15 protein-coding genes and 1 pseudogene are annotated in these 18,746 nt (G+C 65.6%); 5 read left to right on the forward strand and 11 right to left on the reverse strand.

Annotation, left to right across the window (positions count from 1 at the left end; translation table 11 throughout):
• Nucleotides 1–245 precede the first annotated feature (245 nt).
• The 10 genes from EN780_RS10250 to puuE form a co-directional block, all read right to left on the reverse strand.
• Nucleotides 246–1,085, reverse strand: a complete 840-nt coding sequence (locus tag EN780_RS10250; RefSeq protein WP_128273506.1) for an alkaline phosphatase family protein — start codon at nucleotides 1,083–1,085, stop codon at nucleotides 246–248.
• A 102-nt stretch (nucleotides 1,086–1,187) separates the two neighbouring features.
• Entirely contained in the window at nucleotides 1,188–2,843 is a 1,656-nt protein-coding gene (locus EN780_RS10255; protein WP_127311196.1) for an ABC transporter ATP-binding protein, read from the reverse strand.
• On the reverse strand, nucleotides 2,843–3,670 hold the full coding sequence (locus EN780_RS10260) for an ABC transporter permease (protein ID WP_127285658.1): 828 nt from the start codon (nucleotides 3,668–3,670) through the stop codon (nucleotides 2,843–2,845). Before EN780_RS10260 ends, EN780_RS10255 begins: the two co-directional genes overlap by 1 nt.
• A gap of 13 nt (nucleotides 3,671–3,683) precedes the next feature.
• On the reverse strand, nucleotides 3,684–4,643 hold the full coding sequence (locus tag EN780_RS10265; RefSeq protein ID WP_127285657.1) for an ABC transporter permease: 960 nt from the start codon (nucleotides 4,641–4,643) through the stop codon (nucleotides 3,684–3,686).
• A gap of 16 nt (nucleotides 4,644–4,659) precedes the next feature.
• Nucleotides 4,660–6,246 carry an ABC transporter substrate-binding protein gene (locus tag EN780_RS10270; protein WP_127285656.1) on the reverse strand — a complete coding sequence of 529 codons (1,587 nt, stop codon included), beginning with the start codon at nucleotides 6,244–6,246 and terminating at the stop codon, nucleotides 4,660–4,662.
• A 149-nt stretch (nucleotides 6,247–6,395) separates the two neighbouring features.
• Entirely contained in the window at nucleotides 6,396–8,381 is a 1,986-nt protein-coding gene (locus EN780_RS10275; protein WP_128273507.1) for a CocE/NonD family hydrolase, read from the reverse strand.
• Between the two features lie 70 nt (nucleotides 8,382–8,451).
• Nucleotides 8,452–9,045 carry a nucleoside deaminase gene (locus tag EN780_RS10280; protein WP_128273508.1) on the reverse strand — a complete coding sequence of 198 codons (594 nt, stop codon included), beginning with the start codon at nucleotides 9,043–9,045 and terminating at the stop codon, nucleotides 8,452–8,454.
• A gap of 16 nt (nucleotides 9,046–9,061) precedes the next feature.
• A complete protein-coding gene (locus EN780_RS10285; protein WP_128273509.1) occupies nucleotides 9,062–9,553 on the reverse strand; it encodes an ureidoglycolate lyase in 492 nt (163 codons plus the stop codon).
• Nucleotides 9,550–10,413 (reverse strand): bifunctional allantoicase/(S)-ureidoglycine aminohydrolase, encoded by an 864-nt coding sequence (locus EN780_RS10290; protein WP_128273510.1) that lies wholly within the window; start codon nucleotides 10,411–10,413, stop codon nucleotides 9,550–9,552. The genes EN780_RS10285 and EN780_RS10290 overlap by 4 nt, the downstream gene beginning before the upstream one ends.
• Before the next feature lie 68 nt (nucleotides 10,414–10,481).
• Complete coding sequence (gene puuE / locus EN780_RS10295; RefSeq protein ID WP_128273511.1) at nucleotides 10,482–11,906, reverse strand: allantoinase PuuE; 1,425 nt, start codon at nucleotides 11,904–11,906, stop codon at nucleotides 10,482–10,484.
• A 175-nt stretch (nucleotides 11,907–12,081) separates the two neighbouring features.
• On the opposite strand from puuE, the gene uraH reads away from it, so the two are divergent.
• From uraH to EN780_RS10320, 5 genes are all read left to right on the forward strand, one after another.
• The gene (gene uraH, locus EN780_RS10300) at nucleotides 12,082–12,456 is read left to right on the forward strand and encodes a hydroxyisourate hydrolase (protein ID WP_127285650.1); all 375 of its coding nucleotides are present in this window, start codon (nucleotides 12,082–12,084) and stop codon (nucleotides 12,454–12,456) included.
• Between the two features lie 3 nt (nucleotides 12,457–12,459).
• Nucleotides 12,460–13,941, forward strand: coding sequence for a xanthine dehydrogenase small subunit (xdhA, locus tag EN780_RS10305; RefSeq protein ID WP_128273512.1), 1,482 nt, complete (start codon nucleotides 12,460–12,462; stop codon nucleotides 13,939–13,941).
• A 190-nt stretch (nucleotides 13,942–14,131) separates the two neighbouring features.
• Nucleotides 14,132–16,474: a xanthine dehydrogenase molybdopterin binding subunit gene (gene xdhB / locus EN780_RS10310; protein WP_128273514.1), complete on the forward strand. Its 2,343-nt coding sequence runs from the start codon at nucleotides 14,132–14,134 to the stop codon at nucleotides 16,472–16,474.
• A 62-nt stretch (nucleotides 16,475–16,536) separates the two neighbouring features.
• Nucleotides 16,537–17,565 carry a xanthine dehydrogenase accessory protein XdhC gene (xdhC, locus tag EN780_RS10315; RefSeq protein ID WP_128273516.1) on the forward strand — a complete coding sequence of 343 codons (1,029 nt, stop codon included), beginning with the start codon at nucleotides 16,537–16,539 and terminating at the stop codon, nucleotides 17,563–17,565.
• Between the two features lie 136 nt (nucleotides 17,566–17,701).
• On the forward strand, nucleotides 17,702–18,538 hold the full coding sequence (locus EN780_RS10320; protein ID WP_128273518.1) for a PhzF family phenazine biosynthesis protein: 837 nt from the start codon (nucleotides 17,702–17,704) through the stop codon (nucleotides 18,536–18,538).
• 19 nt (nucleotides 18,539–18,557) lie between these two features.
• Here EN780_RS10320 and EN780_RS10325 read toward each other — a convergent pair.
• Nucleotides 18,558–18,746 (reverse strand): annotated as a pseudogene (locus tag EN780_RS10325) (nitrilotriacetate monooxygenase); the annotation flags it as partial.

Genomic DNA, 18,746 nt, shown 5'->3' on the forward strand with positions numbered 1-18,746 from the left:
GGGTCGATGGAACGGCGGACGAAGACCCTCGCTCTCCCACGGGCTTCAAGGCCCAAAGATGCTCCGGTCTCTCGTCCGCCACCGCACCTGCTGCAATAGCAGAGTCGGCAAGGGACAAGTTACAAAGGTGCCGGCAGGCGGATGAGGGGCGGCGCCGGCGTTGGCAATTGTCGATGTTGGCGCTGCCCCTCACCCTTACCCTCTCCCCGTATAGTGACGGGGAGAGGGGGCGCCAACGCCGCGTTTCACCCCAAAAACGGCTTCGCCTTCATCGTCTCTGGCACGGGCACGCCGAGGCGCTTCAGCACCGTCGGCGCCAGCTGCAACTGGTCGAGCAGCGTGTCTGGTTCGGGACCCTTGCCCGGGCCGAAATAGTATAGGGCGAAATCCTGCATCTCGTCGTCATGGCCGCCGTGGTGGCCGCGGTCGGTCTGGCCATGGTCGGCGGTGACGATCACCTCGTAGCCGGCTTGCCGCCAGAGCGGCAGGAAGCCGGCGAGCATGGCGTCCATCGCATAGACGGCATGGTCCATCTCATGGCAGTCATGGCCGAAGCGATGCCCCATCGAATCCAGCGTGCAGGTGTGCAGGATGCCGTAGTCGATGCCGTGGCGCTTGGCCAGCATGGTCAGCGTGGCGAACAGGTCGGCATCGCTGGGCGTCATCTGGTTCCTGGCATTGTAGCCGGTCATGGTGTGGAAGCGGCCATGGGTGATCGGCCCGCCCGGCTCGTCGAACTCCATGTCCTCGACGAGGTCGAACGGATAGGAGCGGAAGAATTCCGACCAGTAGGAATGGGTGACCGCGCCCGTCCTGCCGCCGGCCTTGCTGACCTCGGAGAAGATGTCCGGCTGCTCGACCCTGAACCGGTTCTCGTTGGACAGGATGCCATGCACCTGCGGCGCAACGCCGGTGTGGATCGAGGCATAGCAGCAGGCCGAGGTCGACGGCAGCACCGAGCGCATCTTCCAGACCCGCGCCTCGCCCGACTGGACCCAGCCTTCGAGATTGCCCATGAGTCGGCGCCAGTTCCGGTAGGGCACGCCGTCGAGGATGATAAGCAGAAGCTTCGTCGCGAGCGCCACCGGCGGCTCCATTCCAATGTCCGTTGAAATCGGAACGCCGCGGGTCTCTCGGACACGCGGCGCTCACACCCGTGAAACGGGCAGGCCGATGCTTCCTGGGCCCTAGTTGCCCGCGCTCGCCATGCGCCGGCCCGCGATGGCCTTCTCCAGCCAGCCGATCTCCATTTCGGGAACGGAGGACAACAGAAGATCGGTGTAGGCGTCGAAGGGCGGCGCCAGCACCTTGCTCTTGGCGCCGTAGCGCACCACCTCGCCGCGATACATCACCGCGATTGAATCGGCGATCGATTTCACCGTGGCGAGATCGTGGGTGATGAACAGATAGGCGACGCCTTCCTCCTTCTGCAGGCCGAGCAGCAGTTCGAGGATGCCATGCGCGACCAGCGGGTCGAGCGCCGACGTCACCTCGTCGCAGATGATCAGCTTCGGCTTGGCGGCGAGCGAGCGGGCGATGCAGACGCGCTGCTTCTGGCCGCCGGAGAGCTCGGCCGGGTAGCGGTCGACGAAACCCTTGCCCATCTCGATCTTGTCGAGCAGCTCGGCGACGCGCCGGTCGCGCTCGCTGCCGCGTATGCCGAAATAGAATTCGAGCGGCCGACCGATGATGGTGCCGACCGTCTGGCGCGGATTCATCGCCACGTCGGCCATCTGGTAGATCATCTGCAGCTGGCGCAGATCCTCCTTCGGCCGGTCGACGAGCTTGTTGCCGAGCGTGCGGCCATCGAAGACGACGCTGCCCTGCTCGGGCGGCAGCAAGCCGGTGATGGCTCGGGCCAGCGTCGACTTGCCCGAGCCAGACTCGCCGACGACGGCCAGCGTCTGGCCGGGAAAGATGTCGACCGAAACGTTTTTCAGCACCTTGATGTGGCTGCGGCCATAGGCGGCGGTCACGTTCTTCACCGACAGCACAGGCGTCGTGCCGGGCGTTTGCTCCTGATGTGCGATCTCGTGCACCGACACCAGCGCGTTGGTGTATTCCTGGCGCGGTTCCTTGATGATCTGGCGGGTACCGCCCCATTCGACCAGCCGGCCGTGGCGCAGCACCATGATCTCGTCCGACACCTGGGCGACGACGGCAAGGTCATGGGTGATGTAGAGCGCCGCGACATGGGTGTCGCGGATGGCGTCCTTGATCGCCGCCAGCACGTCGATCTGCGTCGTCACGTCGAGCGCGGTGGTCGGCTCGTCGAAGACGATCAGGTCGGGCTCGGAGCACAGCGCCATCGCCGTCATGACGCGCTGCAGCTGACCGCCGGAGACCTGGTGCGGGAAGCGTTCGCCAATGGTTTCCGGGTTGGGGAGGCTGAGCTTCTTGAACAGCGCGACGGCACGTTTCTCGGCCTCGGCCCGGGTCGCCGTGCCGTGCAGGAGGGCTGCCTCCACCACCTGATCCATCAGCCTGTGGGCGGGATTGAAGGCGGCGGCCGCCGACTGCGCGACATAGCAGACCTCGCGGCCGCGCAACCTGCGGAAGCCTTCCTTGCCGCCCTTCAGGATGTCGCGGCCGTTGAGGATGACCTCGCCGCCGGTGATGCGCACGCCGCCGCGGCCATAGCCCATCGACGACAGGCCGATGGTCGACTTGCCGGCGCCGGACTCGCCGATCAGGCCGAGCACCTTGCCCTTTTCCAGCGTCAGCGAGACGTCGTGCACCAGAGTGATGGTCTTCGGCTGCTCGCCGGGCGGATAGACGGTCGCTTCGATGCGCAGGTTGCGGATGTCGAGCAGCATGCCGGGCTTCGCTTTGGTGTCGGCCATCACCCGCGTCCTCCCTTCAGGCTTGCCGTGCGGTTGAGCACCCAGTCGGCGACGAGATTGACGGAGATGGCAAGCGCCGCGATCGCCGCGGCCGGGATCAGCGCCGCCGCGATGCCGAAGACGATGCCGTCCTTGTTTTCCTTCACCATGCCGCCCCAGTCGGCGTCCGGCGGCTGCACGCCGAGGCCGAGGAAGGAGAGCGTCGACAAAAACAGCACCGCATAGATGAAACGCAGGCCAAGCTCCGAGACCAGCGGCGACAGCGCATTGGGCAGGATCTCACGGAAGATGATCCAGGCGCTGCCTTCACCGCGCAACTTGGCGGCTTCGACATAATCCATGACGTTGATGTCGACGGCGACCGCGCGCGACAGCCGGTAGACGCGGGTGGAGTCGAGAACCCCCATCACAAGGATCAGCGTCACCACGTTAGAGGGCAGCACCGAAAGCACGACGAGGGCCATGATCAGCGTCGGGATCGACATCAGCAGGTCGATGAGGCGCGACAGGATGGTGTCGTACCAGCCGCCGAACACCGCGGCCGAAAAACCGAGTATGGCGCCGAGCGAGAAGGACAGCGCGGTGGCCAGCACCGCGATGAACAGGGTGATGCGGGCGCCGTAGATCATGCGTGACAACAGGTCGCGGCCGAGATTGTCGGTGCCCAGCCAGTGCGCCGATGACATCGGTTCCCAAGGGACGTCGCTAACAATCTCGGCATTGCCGTGCGGCGCGATCCACGGCGCGAAGATCGCTGCCAGCACGAACAGCGAGGTCAGCACGATACCGATCAATGCCGGTAGGGGGATGCGTGCAATATTCAGCATGTCCCGCTCCCTCCTACTTCGGATGCCTGAGGCGCGGATTGGCGACGATCGCCGCAATGTCCGCGATGATGTTGAGGCTGATATAGACGGCGGCGAAGATCAGGCCGACCGCCTGAACGACCGGCACGTCGCGCTTGGTGACGTGGTCGACCAGATACTGTCCCATGCCGGGATAGACGAAGATCACCTCGACCACGACGACGCCGACGACGAGATAGGCGAGGTTGAGCATGACGACGTTGATGATCGGCGCGATGGCGTTCGGGAACGCATGCTTGCGGATGACGGCGAAGGCCGACAGACCCTTCAACTCGGCCGTCTCGACATAGGCCGACTGCATGACGTTGAGGATCGCCGCGCGCGTCATGCGCATCATGTGGGCCAGAACCACCAACGTCAGCGCCGCCGCAGGCAAGGCGATGGCCTGCATGCGCTCGCCGAACGGCATGCCCTCATAGACGGTGGAGATGGCCGGGAACCATTGGTGCTGCACGGCGAAGTAAAAGACGAGCACATAGCCGATGAAGAATTCCGGGAACGAGGTCGAGGCCAGCGCCACGCCGGAGATCAGCTTGTCGACCCAGCCGTTGCGGTAACGCACCGCGATCAGACCGAGGATGATCGCCAGCGGCACGGCGACGATCGCCGCCCAGAAGGCGAGGAACAGCGTGTTCCACAGCCTGTCCTTGATCGATGTCGCAATGTCCTGCCCGCTCGACATGGCGGTGCCGAGATCGCCGGTGAGCACGCCGCCCAGCCAGTGGAAGTAGCGGAGATAGGCAGGCTGGTTCAGCCCGAGCTGCTCGCGCAGATTGGCGAGCGACTCCGGCGTCGCCGATTGTCCGAGAATGGCTTGCGCGACGTCGCCGGGCAGGATCTGGGTGCCGGCGAAGATCAGGACCGAAACGGCCAACAAGAGGAGGATGCCCAGCGCAACGCGCTGGGCCACCAGTTTCACGATGGGTGAGGACATCTCCGCAAGGCCGAACTCAGGCTTCGAGCCAGCACTTCGCCAGAGCGTAGCCGTTCATCAGCTCCTGATGCGGATCGTCGACCCAGCCGCCGACCTTGGCGCCGGTGGCATCGATGAACTGATTGAACATCGGCAGGATCAGGCCGCCCTCGTCGCGCACCATGACGGCCATGTCATGGTACATCGCCTTGCGCTTGGCCTCGTCCAGCTCGGCGCGCGCGGCCAGCACCATTTTGTCGAAGTCCGGACGCTTGAAGCGCGTGTCGTTCCAGTCGGCCGTCGACAGATAGGCGGTCGAGTACATCTGGTCCTGGGTCGAGCGGCCGCCCCAATACGAGGCGCAGAAGGGCTGCTTGTTCCAGACCTCGTTCCAGTAGCCGTCGCCCGGCTCGCGCTTGATCTCGAGCTTGATGCCGGCCTTGGCCGCGCTCTGCTGGTAGAGCTGCGCGGCATCGACGGCGCCGGGGAAGGCGACATCGGAGGTCCTGAGCAGCACCGAGCCGTCATGGCCGGACTTCTTGTAGTGGAACTTGGCCTTGTCCGGATCGTACTTGCGCTGCTCGATCTCGGTGAACAGCGGGTAGGCCGCGTTGATCGGGAAGTCGTTGCCAAGCGAGCCGTAGCCGCGCAGCACCTTGTTCAGCATCTCCTCGCGGTCGATGGCCAGCTTCAGCGCCATCCTGAGATCGTTGTTGTCGAACGGCGCCGTGTTGCAATGCATGATGAACACGTAGTGGCCGGGGCCCGCATGGTTGCGGATGGTGACGCCCGGCACGCGCTTGATCAGGTCGACGATCTTCGGCTCGACGCGGTTGATCATGTTGACCTGGCCGCCCTGCAGGGCCGCGGTGCGCGCCGTCGCGTCGTTGATGACGACCACCTCGATCTGGTCGGCGTGGCCCATTTTGTCGCCCTGCCAGTAGTTGGCGAAGCGCTCGCCGACATGGCGCACGCCGGGCTCGTTGGTCTTGACCACATAGGGCCCCGCCGAGATGCCGGCATCGGGCTTGTCCTTGCCGCCGTTCGGCTGGACGATCAGGTGATAGTCGCTGAGCAGGTAGGGAAGGTCGGCATTGGCCTCCTTCAGCGTCAGCACCACTTCCTTGCCGCTGGCCTTGATGCTCTCGATGCCCTTCATGTAGCCGAGAGCGCCGGATTTCGACTTCTCGTCGGAGTGACGTTCGAGCGTGGCGGCGACGTCCTCGGCGGTCACGGTCTTGCCGTTGTGGAATTCGACACCGTCGCGGATCTTCAGCGTCCAGACCTTGGCATCATCGGAGGAGCCGATCTCCTCGGCGATGCGGTTCTCGAGCTTGCCGTCAGGCGACAGCTCGACGATCATTTCGCCCCAGCACTTGCCGAAGGCGAACGGCACCTGGGTCATCATCAGCGCCGGATCGAGGCTGTTGGTGGATTCACCACCGACGAGGCCGGCCTTCAGCGTGCCGCCCTTGACCGGACCGGCGGCGCGGGCCGCGCTCGAAAGCAGCGAATTGGCGAAGGGAGCGGAGATGCCGAGCGCGGCGGCGCGGCCGAGAAAGTCGCGACGGCTGAGCTTGCCGGCGGCGACACGACGGCTGAGATAGTCCAGTTCGTTAGACATTGCAGGTTCCTCACTCTGATGGTTCGACCTTGCGGCCGTTTCTTGTTTCTTGTGAGGATAATGAGCGCAACGGAAAGCTGTAAGCAAGACCGAATGCGACATGCCGTGGCGTAAATGGCGCGTCGCAATTGGACCAATCCTGCCAGCCCTCAGACGAGAGCGCGCGGAATCTTCTGCTCGAAGTCGCGTTCGAACACGAGGTTTTCGCCCTCATAGGCTTCGATTCTGGCGCTCAGCACGAAGTTTTGCGGGTCGGAATGGATCGCCGCGAAGGTTTCGGTACGCACCGACCATCCATTTCGCGACAAAGTCTGTGTCCAGTGGGTTTTCCCCGAGGCTGACGATGGATCATCGGGATGGATCGCCCAGACCTCCCTGACCATGCTGCCATTGGCGAGACCATGCGCGAGGTCGCGCACCGCGCCGAAATCATCGGTGATGGAAAGCGTGACGATGCCGGTCTTCTCGTCGCGGTCGACATGGCGCTCGGAACTGGCGGGGCGGATCGTCTCGGTCTGCCAGGGCGCGGCGCCCTCGGGGGCGGGGAACGAAACTTCGTTGCCTGTCGCCAGCGGGCGGACCGGCAGGTTGAGCGTGGCCTTCGACAGGTCGAGGCGGACCGGCTCCGGCGAGGGCCAGATCATCGGCCAGTAGGCGTTTGAAACGGCAATGCGCAGCCGGTGGCCGGCCGGCACGCGGTAGGCGCACTGGTCGAGCACGACACGGGCCGAGACACTCTCGCCCGGCAGCAGCGCCTCGGGGAATTCATGCGAATTGCGGTGCGTGAGGTTGAGCACGCCGTAGGAGATCAGTTCCGAGGCACCGTCGGGATGGACGTCACAGAGCCTGACAGCGATGTTGGCCTGGGGCCGGTCCGAGGCGACCCTGACCAGGAGCTCCGGCGCGCCGACAATGTCGATCGCCCGATCAAGCACCGGCCGGTCGAAACACACCGACAGGGCGTCGTCGGGGCGCTGGTCGCCCGGCAGTTCCGGCCCGAAGGTGAAGGGGAAATATTCGCCGCCGGCAAGGCCGCAGCTTTGCGGCGTGGCGACGATGGCAGGCTTGGCGCCTTCCGGAATCAGCTCGATCGCTTCTACCTTGACGTTGGACGACGGCCATTCCTGCTCGGCCACCCAGCGGCCTGGCCGCTCCGGGTGCCAGCGCGCCGGCCGCACGCTGTCCATCACATAGGCGCGGTAGTCGGGATCGGCCTCGACGCCGGTCTCGGCCCCTTTCAGCCAGCGACCCCACCAGCGCAGGGCCTCCTGGAGGAAGCCGATCGCCGGCCTGGGTCCGGCGTAATGCGGGTATTTGTGAATCCACGGGCCGACGATGCCCTTGACCGGCGCCTCGATGTTGGTGACCAGATGCGAGATGGTGTTGCGGTAGCCGTCATGCCAGCCGCCGATCGACAGCACGGCCGCCTTGACCGCCGAAAAGTCCTCGCAGATCGAGCCGCGCTTCCAGTAGGCGTCGCGATGCTGATGGCTGAGCCAGAGCGGCGCCAGGAAGGGCTGGTTCTCCAGCCGGTCGAGCCACAAATCGCGCCAGCGGTTGCCGCCGGCGATCAGCGGATCCGGCGGCCGCGACGAGTAGGAGAGCATGGTCGAGGCCCAGCCGAAATTCTCAATCAGCAGGCAGCCGCCCTTGTAATGGATATCGTCGGCATAGCGGTCGACGGTCGAGCAGAGGCTGATTACCGCCTTCAGCGCCGGCGGCTGCTTGGCCGCGACCTGCAGGCAGTTGAAGCCACCCCAGGAAATGCCCATCATGCCGACATTGCCGTTGCACCAGGGCTGGGCCGCCGCCCAGGCGATGACGTCGCAGGCATCCTGCAGTTCCTGCTCGGAATATTCGTCGTCCATCAGCCCTTCGGAATCGCCATTGCCGCGCATGTCGACACGGATCGAGGCATAGCCGTGGCCGGCGAAATAGGGATGCGTCAGCTGATCGCGGAAGATTGTGCCGTCACGCTTGCGGTATGGGAGATGCTCGAGGATCGCCGGCACCGGATCGTCGGCGGCGTCCTCCGGCATCCAGATGCGCGCCGACAGCCGGCAGCCATCCGGCATGACGATGCCCATGTCGGGAAATTCGACGACCTTGCGGGGAAATTCGGTGACGGTTTTCATGGCGGGCACATGATGGGGCCCGCCCCACCGCGTCATGAGCCAGCCGACGAAATCGGCTGGTCAATCCGCGTCAGTTCAGCGGAATGTCGTTGTCGGCCTTGCTTTCCTGATAGGCGCCGGACAGTTCGTCGTAGCGCGCGGAAATCTTGCCGATACGCGCTTCCAGCCGGCTGCGCTCAGCTTCCGGCAGCGCCCGCGCCAGCCTGCGGATGGAAAAGCTCTTCCAGTAGGCGTTCTCGGCATTGTAGCCGCCTGGGTCGAGGGTGAAGACCTCCTTCAGGATCTTCAGGTCATGCGGGATGGCGAAGCTGTCGCGCGAATCCTCATGGCTGAAGAGGTAGTAGAAATTATCGAAGCCGGTCCAGGTGATGGCCGACAGGCAGAGCGAGCAGGGCTCGTGCGTGGCGAGAAAGATCGCGTCGCCGGTTTCGACGCGCTCTGCCTTCGGCATTTCGTAGAAGCGCTTCAGACAGTGCACTTCGCCGTGCCAGAGCGGATTTTCGATCTCGTTGTTGGTCTCGGCAAGCACCAGCGAGCGGTCGTCCTTCCTCAGGATCGCGGCGCCGAACAGCTTGTTGCCATGGGCGACGCCCTCGGCCGTCTTCGGCACGATGTCGTGCTCGATGACGTCGAGCAGGCGGTCGATCAGCGAAATGTCGGTCATGATGGGGTCTCGGTACTCAGGGAAGGTGAATCTCGTAGGGGTGCGAGAAATGGCACTCTTCGAGGTTGGAGCCGTCGCCGCCGCGGTCGACGATCAGGAAATCCTGCGCCTCGCCGATCGGCGTCAGCACGCCGTGCCAGAGGTTGCGGCGGTAGTTGATGCCCTGGCCGGGCGCGGTGATGAAGGCGTGCGGCTCGCCGGGGCCGTCCTTGCCGTCATGGCAGACGACGACCAGGAAAGGGCGCGGCGACAGCGGGATGAAGGCCTGGCTGCCGAAAGGATGGCGCTCGACCATGGTCAGCTTGAGCGGCATCTCATAGGGCGTGCCGCGCACCATCGAGATCAGCACCCTGGCGTTCGGCCCGGCGGCTTCGGCGGTAGCGAGGTCGTGGTAGCGCTCGGCCTTGCCGGCATTGATCGGGTAGTGATTGTCGCCGCCCATGTCGATGACCTCGCCGAACGGGGCGAAGTTTTCGCGCGTCAGCGGCCGGGCGACGATGCGGGTCACCGCGCGCGGCCTCCGAGGCCGGCGCCGCCGAGCTTGGCGTGACGGTTGACGTCCTTGTAGAGCAGGTAGCGGAATTTTCCCGGGCCGCCGGCATAGCAGGCCTGCGGGCAGAAGGCGCGCAGCCACATATAGTCGCCGGCCTCGACCTCCACCCAGTCCTGGTTGAGCCGGTAGACGGCCTTGCCTTCCAGCACGTACAGGCCATGCTCCATGACATGGGTCTCGGCGAAGGGGATGACGGCGCCGGGCTCCAGCGTGACGATGGTGACATGCATGTCGTGGCGCAGGTCGGCGGGGTCGACGAAGCGGGTCGTCGCCCAGCGGCCTTCGGTGCCGGGCATCGGGCTCGGCGCGATATCCTGCTCGTTGGCGAAGAAGGCGGGCGGCGTATCGAGCCCGTCCACCGGCTCATAGGCCTTGCGCACCCAGTGGAAGCGAACGGCGGCCTTGCTTTCGTTGCGCACCGTCCAGCCGCTCGCCGGCGGCAGGAAGGCGAAGCCGCCGGGGCGAAGCACGTGCTTCTTGCCGGCGAGCGAAACGCTGAGCTCGCCCTCGACCACGAACAGCACGCCCTCGGCGCCGGCATCCGGCTCCGGCCGCTCGCTGCCGCCGCCGGGCTCGACCTCGACGATGTATTGCGAGAAGGTCTCGGCAAAGCCCGACAGCGGCCGCGCGATGATCCAGACCCTAGTCTTGTCCCAGAAAGGCAAGGCGCTGGTGACGATGTCCTGCATCACCCCCTTGGGGATGACGGCATAGGCCTCGGTAAAGACGGCGCGACCGGTCAGCAGCTCGCTTTGGCCGGGATGGCCGCCATGCGGTGCGTAGTAGGTGCGCTCGGGCGTCTTGATCATGTCCATAGTCCTGATCCTCAGAGCAAATCCAGTGTGTGACGGTGTTTCGTCCGGAGTTGCGTAAAACCAAACATTTAGAGCGGCAGCATGTCTTTCAGCCGAAGCAGCGCGATGCGCTCGACCTGTTTGCAGGCGGTTTCGAACTCGGTGGCGCGGCTGTTGCCGATGCGCCGCTCGAACTCCGCCAGGATATGGTCCTTGCTCTTGCCCTTGACGGCGATGATGAAGGGGAAGCCGAAAGTGGTGACGTAGGCGGCGTTGAGCTTGGAGAACAGCTCGCGTTCCTTGTCGGTCAGCGCGTCGAGCCCGGCGGAGGCCTGCTCCCTGGCCGATTCCGCCGTCAGCCGCCTGGCCTTCGCCAGCTTGCCGGCAAGGTCGGGATGGGCGTTGAGCACGGACAGCCGCTCGGCCTCGGTTGCGGCGCGGAAGACGCGGCAGAGCGCGTTGTGCACGCCGCCGGCGCTGTCATGCGCCGGGCCGAGCTCCAGCTCGTAGGCGCGCTCTGCGATCCAGGGCGAATGCTCGAAGACGCCGCCGAAGGCATGGACGAAGGCCTCGAACTCCATCCGCGATGGACGCAGCGCCGGCGCCTGGTAAGGATGCGTCTCGCGCCAGTGGCTGGCGATATCGATGCGCCGCGCCAGCCAGACCCGGTCATGCGATTTCACATAATCGACGAAGCGCTTCAGCGCCGCCACGCGGCCCGGACGACCGACCAGCCGGCAATGCAGGCCGATATTCATCATGCGCGGCCGCCCGTCCCTGCCCTCGGCATAGAGCGTGTCGAAACTGTCCTTCAGATAGGCGAAGAACTGGTCGCCGGAATTGAAGCCTTGCGGCGTAGCGAAGCGCATGTCGTTGGCGTCGAGCGTATAGGGGATGACGAGCTGCGGCTTCTCCAGGCCGCCGCGATCGAACCAGTAGGGCAATTCGTCGTCATAGGTATCGGAGACGTAGTCGAAACCGCCTTCCTCGGCGACCAGCCGCAGCGTGTTGATCGAGGTGCGGCCGGTGTACCAGCCGGTCGGCCGGGCGCCGGTCACCTCGTAGTGCAGCCGGATCGCCTCTTCGAGGTCGCGCTTCTCGTCCTCGGGCAAATGATCGCGGTAGTCGATCCATTTCAGCCCGTGCGAGGCGATCTCCCAGCCGGCCTGCTGCATGGCCGCCACCTGGTCGGGCGAGCGTGCCAGCGCAGTGGCGACGCCGTAGCAGGTCACCGGCACCTGCGCTTCGGTGAACAGCCGGTGGAGCCGCCAGAAGCCGGCTCGGGCGCCATATTCATAGATCGATTCCATGTTCCAGTGGCGCTGGCCGAGCCAAGGGGCGGCGCCGACGATCTCCGACAGGAAGGCTTCCGAGGCCTTGTCGCCGTGCAGCACGCAGTTCTCGCCGCCCTCTTCGTAATTGACGACGAACTGCACCGCCACATGCGCGTCGCCGGGCCATTTCGGATCGGGCGGATTGGCCCCATAGCCGCGCATGTCCCGTTCGTAACGCATTGTCACTCCTGCCGGATCGTTGAGGTGAAGATATCGAAAGGAGTGCTCGTGCATTCCCCCGAAAATTTTTGAAAGTGCTTTTTGTCACGCTCCGCTCGACCGGGACTTATGCATCGCCTTTAATGGGCGCACAATTGACCAGAAACGTTCGACAGTACGGGGATGGGAGACGGCAGTGGCAGAAACGTCGAAAGCCGATGGCGGGCGCCTGACGACCCATGTGCTCGACACCGCGACCGGCAGGCCGGCCAAGGGCCTGTCGATCGAGCTGTTCCGCATCGAGCGGCAGACGCGGGCGCATCTGAAAACGGTGGTCACCAACGACGACGGCCGCTGCGATGCGCCGCTGCTTGCCGGCGCCGACTTCCGCACCGGCGAATACGAACTGGTGTTCGCCGCCGGCGACTATCTGCGCCGGCAAGGGACCAGCCTGCCGGAACCGGCCTTCCTCGACATCGTGCCGATCCGCTTCGGCATGGCGGAAGCGCGCCACTACCATGTGCCGCTGCTGATCTCGCCCTATGGCTATTCGACCTATCGGGGAAGTTGAGAGATGGCCAAGGTCAAGACCCGCAACGAAATCCGCTTCATCCTCAACGGCGAGGACATCGCGCTGGCCGATGTCGCGCCCGATGCGACCCTGCTCGACTGGCTGCGGCTCGACCGGACGCTGCGCGGCACCAAGGAAGGCTGCGCCGAGGGCGATTGCGGCGCCTGCACGGTGCTGGTCGGCAGGCTTTCCGCCGGCCGGCTGGTCTATGAAAGCGTCAACGCCTGCATCCGCTTCCTCGGCTCGCTCGACGCCACTCACGTCGTCACCGTCGAGCATCTGCGCGGCACCGGCGAAACCCTGCATCCGGTGCAGCAGGCGATGGTCGATTTCCACGGCTCGCAATGCGGCTTCTGTACGCCGGGCTTCGTCATGTCGCTCTACGCGCTGTGGATGCGCTCGCCCGAACCGTCGGACGCGGCGATAGAGAAGGCGCTGCAGGGCAATCTCTGCCGCTGCACCGGCTATGAGGCGATCATGCGCGCGGCGCGGGCCATTTCCAGCTACGGCAAGGCGGCGAAAGACCCGCTGGCGGCCGAGCGCAAGTCGATCACCGCAAGGCTTGCGGCGCTGAAGGACGGCGCGCGCGTCGAGATCGGCGCGGGCAAGGCGCGGCTGATCGTGCCCGCCGACGCCGACGATCTGGCCAAGCTGCTCGACAAGGAGCCGGGCGCGACGCTGGTTGCCGGTTCCACCGATGTCGGGCTTTGGGTGACCAAGCATATGCGCGACATCGCGCCGGCGGTCTTCATCGGCAATCTCGACGGGCTGTGCACGATATCCGAGGGCAAGGGCGTGATCTCGATCGGCGCCGGCGTCACCTACAGTGAAGCCTTCGCGACGCTGTCGAAGCGCATTCCGGCGCTCGGGCCGCTGTTCGACCGCATCGGCGGCGAGCAGGTGCGCAACATGGGCACGATCGGCGGCAACATCGCCAATGGCTCGCCGATCGGCGACACGCCGCCGCCGCTGATCGCGCTCGGCGCGCGGCTGACGCTGCGCCGCGGCGGCAAGCGGCGCACGATCCCGCTCGAAGACTTCTTCGTCGCCTATGGCAAGCAGGACCGGCGGCCGGGCGAGTTCGTCGAGGCCGTGCATGTGCCGGTGCCGGCCAAGGCGACAAAGTTCGCCGTCTACAAGATCACCAAGCGCCGCGACGAGGACATCACCGCTGCCCTCGGCGCCTTCCACCTCACCCTTGCCAGGAACGGCACCGTCGCCGACATCCGCATCGCCTATGGCGGCATGGCGGCGACACCGAAGCGGGCTTTCGCGGTGGAGAAGGCGCTGCTCGGCAAGCGGTGGACAGAGGAAACCGTGGAGGCCGCGATGGCCGAGTACGCCAGCGATTTCACGCCGCTCACCGATATGCGGGCAAGCGCCGAATATCGGGCGCTGGCGGCGAAGAACCTTCTGCTGCGCTTCTTTGTCGAAACAATGGGAACGAAGGCGCCGTTCCAAGTGTCACGTGACGAGGCGGCCTGATGCAAGCCAACGCGAGCGGACGGACAGCGTCCTTCTCCCCGTTCACGGGGAGAAGATGCCGGCAGGCAGATGAGGGGCGGCGCTACCGTCGGCCACTTTTCGCAAAATCATCAATGTCGGCGCTGCCCCTCATCCGGCCCTTCGGGCCACCTTCTCCCCGTGAACGGGGAGAAGGCAAAGGAGGCGCCCAATGACCAAGCACGTTCCCAACCTGAAGGCGCAGAAGATCAATGGCGGCGTCGCCAGCGACCAGCGCCACGATTCCGCGCACAAGCATGTCAGCGGCACGGCGGTCTATATCGACGACATGCCGGAGCCGGCGGGCACGCTGCATGGCTGCCTCGGCCTTTCGGCAGCAACGCATGCCACCATCACCCGCATGGATCTGTCGGCGGTGCGCGCGGCGCCGGGCGTCGTCGACGTGCTGACGGCAAAGGACGTGCCCGGCGAGAACGATATCTCGCCGACCGGCCGCCATGACGAGCCGGTGCTCGCCGACGGCAAGGTCGAGTTCTGCGGCCAGCCGATCTTCTGCGTCATCGCCGAGACCCGCGAACAGGCGCGCCGCGCCACCCGGCTGGCCAAGGTCGAATACAAGCAATTGCCCTTCGTCACCGACATCGGCGAGCTAAACCCAAGGAAAGACAAGCTGGTCACGCCGCCGCTGACGCTGAAGCGCGGCGACGCAGAGGCGGCGATCAAGGCGGCGCCGCGCAAGCTCAAGGGGAAGATGCGCGTCGGCGGCCAGGAGCATTTCTACCTGGAAGGCCATATCGCCATGGCCGTCCCCGGCGAGGACGAGGACGTCACCATCTATTCGTCGACCCAGCATCCGAGCGAAGTCCAGCATATGGTCAGCCACGCGCTGGGGGTGCCGAGCAACGCCATCATGGTGGAGATCCGCCGCATGGGCGGTGGCTTCGGCGGCAAGGAGACGCAAGGCAACCAATTTGCCGCGCTGGCGGCGATCGCAGCGAAACGGCACCACCGCGCGGTGAAAATCCGGCCCGACCGCGACGACGACATGATCGCCACCGGCAAGCGCCACGACTTCGTCGTCGATTACGAGGTCGGCTTCGACGACGACGGCAACATACTCGGCGTCGACTTCATGTTCGCGGCGCGCTGCGGCTTCTCCTCGGACCTGTCGGGCCCGGTGACCGACCGCGCGCTGTTCCACTGCGACAACACCTATTTCTGGCCGGCGGTGCATGCGCAGTCGGCGCCGCTCTACACCAACACGGTGTCGAACACCGCCTTTCGCGGTTTCGGCGGGCCGCAAGGTATGGTCGGCGCCGAGCGCGTCATCGACGAGGTCGCCTTTGCCGTCGGCAAGGATCCGCTGGAGATCCGCAAGAAGAATTTCTACGGCACCAGCGACCGCAACATCACGCCCTACCATCAGACGGTCGAGGACAACATCATCCACCGCATCATTGCCGAGCTGGAGGCGAGCTCGAACTATGAGCGACGCCGGCGCGAGATCAGGGCCTTCAACGCCAACAGCCGCTTCATCAAGCGCGGCCTGGCGCTGACACCGGTGAAGTTCGGCATCTCGTTCACTGCCACGCATTACAACCAGGCCGGCGCGCTGGTGCACGTCTATACCGACGGCTCGGTGCACCTGAACCATGGCGGCACCGAGATGGGGCAAGGCCTCTATCTCAAGGTCGCGCAAGTGGTGGCGGAAGAGTTCCAGATCGACCTCGACCAGGTCAAGATCACCGCCACGACAACCGGCAAGGTGCCGAACACGTCGGCCACCGCGGCCTCCTCCGGCTCCGACCTCAACGGCATGGCGGCGCAGAACGGCGCCCGCCAGATCAAGGACCGGCTGACCAATTTCGCGGCCGAGAAATACCAGGTGCCGCGCGACCAGGTGCTGTTCCTGCCCAACCGGGTTCGCATCGGCAACCAGGAGATCGCCTTCGCCGACCTCGTCAAGCAGGCCTATATGGCGCGCATCCAGCTCTCGGCTGCGGGCTTCTACAAAACACCGAAGATCCACTGGAACCGCGACAAGGGCGAGGGTCGCCCTTTCTACTACTTCGCCTATGGCGCCTCGTGCTCGGAAGTGTCGGTCGATACGCTGACCGGCGAGTACGTGGTCGAGCGCACCGACATACTGCACGAGACCGGCCGCTCGCTGAACCGCGCCATCGACCTCGGCCAGATCGAGGGCGGCTTCATCCAGGGCATGGGCTGGCTGACCACCGAGGAACTGTGGTGGGACGAGAAGGGCCGGCTGCGCACGCACGCGCCTTCGACCTACAAGATCCCGCTCGCTTCCGACCGGCCGAAGATCTTCAACGTCACGCTGGCCGACTGGCCGGAGGCGCATGAGCCGACCGTGCACCGGTCCAAGGCAGTCGGCGAGCCGCCCTTCCCGCTCGGCATGTCGGTGCTGCACGCGCTGTCGGACGCGGTGGCGAGCGTCGCCGACCACAGGATCTGCCCGCGCCTCGACGCGCCGGCGACGCCAGAGCGGGTGCTGATGGCGATCGAACGGCTGAAAGCCGCAAAACCGGCCTGAACCGGGCGAAGCGTGCAAATCGGGCCGAAAAACTCTATATTTCCGTATCGGGAATGCAGACGATGAACTCGAACGTGCAAAGCCTGAAGGATTTTCTCGGCCAAGCCGGCCGGGCCGCGCTGGTCGAGGTCGCGGCAACCAAGGGCTCGACCCCGCGCGAGACCGGCGCCTTCATGCTGGTCTCGGCCTCGGCGACTTACGGCACGATCGGCGGCGGCCAGCTCGAATATATGGCGATCGACAAGGCGCGGCAGATGCTGGGCTCTATACGCCCTGCACCTCTCGGGGAATTTGCCGACGTCGCCGCCGCCCCTCATCCGCCTGCCGGCACCTTCTCCCCGTATAGTGACGGGGAGAAGGGAGATAGTCGCAACGCTGGCGACCCCCTCTCCCCGTCCTTACGGGGAGAGGGTAAGGGTGAGGGGCTGCGCGACGCCGGCAAGATGTTCGCCACGCTCGACGTTCCGCTCGGGCCTGAAATCGGCCAGTGCTGCGGCGGACGCGTCGAGGTGCTGATCCGCCCGGTCGATGGGGCACTCGAACAAGAGCTGATCGCCAAGGCCGAGGTCGAGGAGGCGCACCTACCTCACGTCTATCTCTTCGGTGGCGGCCATGTCGGCCAGGCGCTGGCGTCGGCGCTGGCGCTGATGCCCATCCATGCCGTCGTCGTCGAGACGCGCGCCGAAGCGCTCGAAGGGATGCCGGAAACGGTCGAAACCAGACTGACGCCGATGCCCGAGGCCGTGGTGCGCGATGCGCCGGCGGGAGCGGCCTTCGCCATCCTCACCCACGACCATGCGCTCGATTTCCTGATCGTCGCCGAGGCACTGAAGCGGGGCGACGCCGCCTATGTCGGCATGATCGGCTCGAAGACCAAGAAGGCGACCTTCAAGAACTGGTTCCTCAAATCGGCGGATGGCAGCGAGGCGGAGTTCAACCGCCTGGTCTCGCCGATCGGGGGCAATGCGGTGAAGGACAAGCGCCCGCCGGTCATCGCGGCGCTCGCCGCCGCGGAGATCATGACGGCGCTGGTCTCGCATGCCACTGAGGCGACTGCCTCAAGCACGCCCGAGAAGGCGATGGCCGACTGAGCGCAGTCGCCGGGGCGCCGGCGGCGACGCTGCTGGGATATGACCAGCGCTCACAGCTGCTCGTCGCTTTCTTCATTTCCCAAATCGTTCGGGAAAGTGTTTTCTGCGCGCCTCACAAGCACGAGGCGGACCCCTGATGGACGTATTGAGAATTGCGGCGTTTTCGGATGGCGACAACGGCGGCAACCCGGCCGGCGTGGTGATCGGCACGGTCTTGGACGATGCCATCGAAATGCAGCGCGTCGCGGCCGAAGTCGGGTTTTCGGAAACCGCCTTTGCGGCGCCGGAAGGCGATGGCTGGCGGGTCCGCTATTTCTCCCCGGAAAGCGAAGTGCCGTTCTGCGGCCATGCCACGATCGCGCTTGGTGCTGCGCTGGTGCGGCAGTTCGGCGACGGGATTTTCGCGCTCACCCTCAACCAGGCAACGATCACCGTCGAAGGGTTCCGCGACGGCGCCAACATCGTCGCGGCCTTGCAGTCTCCGCCGACGCGCAGCCGGCCGGCCCCGCCAGAGCTTGTCGCGGAGACGCTGGCGCTGTTCGGCTATCAGGCAAACGATCTCGATCCGGCCATTCCGCCGGCGCTGATCCATGGCGGCGCAGACCATCTGGCGCTGGCGCTGAAGTCGCGCGAGGCGCTGGCTGCAATGGCTTATGACCTGAAGCGCGGGCAGGCGCTGATGCGGCGCGAAGGGCTGGTGACGATCCTGCTCGCTTATGCCGAAGCGCCGGCCCTGTTCCACACGCGCAATCCGTTCGCGTCGGGCGGCGTCTACGAGGATCCGGCGACAGGAGCCTCGACCGCCGCCTTCGCCGGCTATCTGCGCGACCTCGGCTGGCCGCATGGCGGCGCGATCGATGTCGTGCAGGGCGAGGACATGGGCATGCGCTCGCGGCTGCATGCCGACATCCCGTCGACGCCCGGCAGCTCGATCAGGGTGTCAGGCACGGCCCGGATGATGGACGCCGGCTAAGCGTCCCATGCCGGCCGCGTCAGGCCGGCCGCTTCAGGCCAAGATGTTCGCGCAGGGTGCGGCCTTCATAGTCGGTGCGGAACAGGCCGCGCCGCCGCAGTTCCGGCACGACGAGGGCACAGAAGGCGTCGAGCTCGCCGGGGAACCAGGACGGCATGACGTTGAAGCCGTCGGCGGCGCCGCCCTCGAAGCGCGCCTGCAATTCGTC

The organism is Mesorhizobium sp. M4B.F.Ca.ET.089.01.1.1 (assembly GCF_004022605.1).
Taxonomy (GTDB): Bacteria; Pseudomonadota; Alphaproteobacteria; order Rhizobiales; family Rhizobiaceae; genus Mesorhizobium; species Mesorhizobium abyssinicae.

Bases quoted from the DNA above. Each gene is read 5' to 3' on its own strand.
- xdhB (WP_128273514.1), top strand. From the start codon at position 14,132: ATGACCAAGCACGTTCCCAACCTGAAGGCGCAGAAGATCAATGGCGGC.
- xdhA (WP_128273512.1), top strand. From the start codon at position 12,460: ATGGCCAAGGTCAAGACCCGCAACGAAATCCGCTTCATCCTCAACGGC.
- EN780_RS10265 (WP_127285657.1), bottom strand. From the start codon at position 4,643: ATGTCCTCACCCATCGTGAAACTGGTGGCCCAGCGCGTTGCGCTGGGC.
- EN780_RS10280 (WP_128273508.1), bottom strand. From the start codon at position 9,045: ATGACCGACATTTCGCTGATCGACCGCCTGCTCGACGTCATCGAGCAC.
- EN780_RS10255 (WP_127311196.1), bottom strand. From the start codon at position 2,843: ATGGCCGACACCAAAGCGAAGCCCGGCATGCTGCTCGACATCCGCAAC.
- EN780_RS10275 (WP_128273507.1), bottom strand. From the start codon at position 8,381: ATGAAAACCGTCACCGAATTTCCCCGCAAGGTCGTCGAATTTCCCGAC.
- xdhC (WP_128273516.1), top strand. From the start codon at position 16,537: ATGAACTCGAACGTGCAAAGCCTGAAGGATTTTCTCGGCCAAGCCGGC.
- EN780_RS10320 (WP_128273518.1), top strand. From the start codon at position 17,702: ATGGACGTATTGAGAATTGCGGCGTTTTCGGATGGCGACAACGGCGGC.
- EN780_RS10270 (WP_127285656.1), bottom strand. From the start codon at position 6,246: ATGTCTAACGAACTGGACTATCTCAGCCGTCGTGTCGCCGCCGGCAAG.
- puuE (WP_128273511.1), bottom strand. From the start codon at position 11,906: ATGCGTTACGAACGGGACATGCGCGGCTATGGGGCCAATCCGCCCGAT.
- EN780_RS10290 (WP_128273510.1), bottom strand. From the start codon at position 10,413: ATGGACATGATCAAGACGCCCGAGCGCACCTACTACGCACCGCATGGC.
- EN780_RS10260 (WP_127285658.1), bottom strand. From the start codon at position 3,670: ATGCTGAATATTGCACGCATCCCCCTACCGGCATTGATCGGTATCGTG.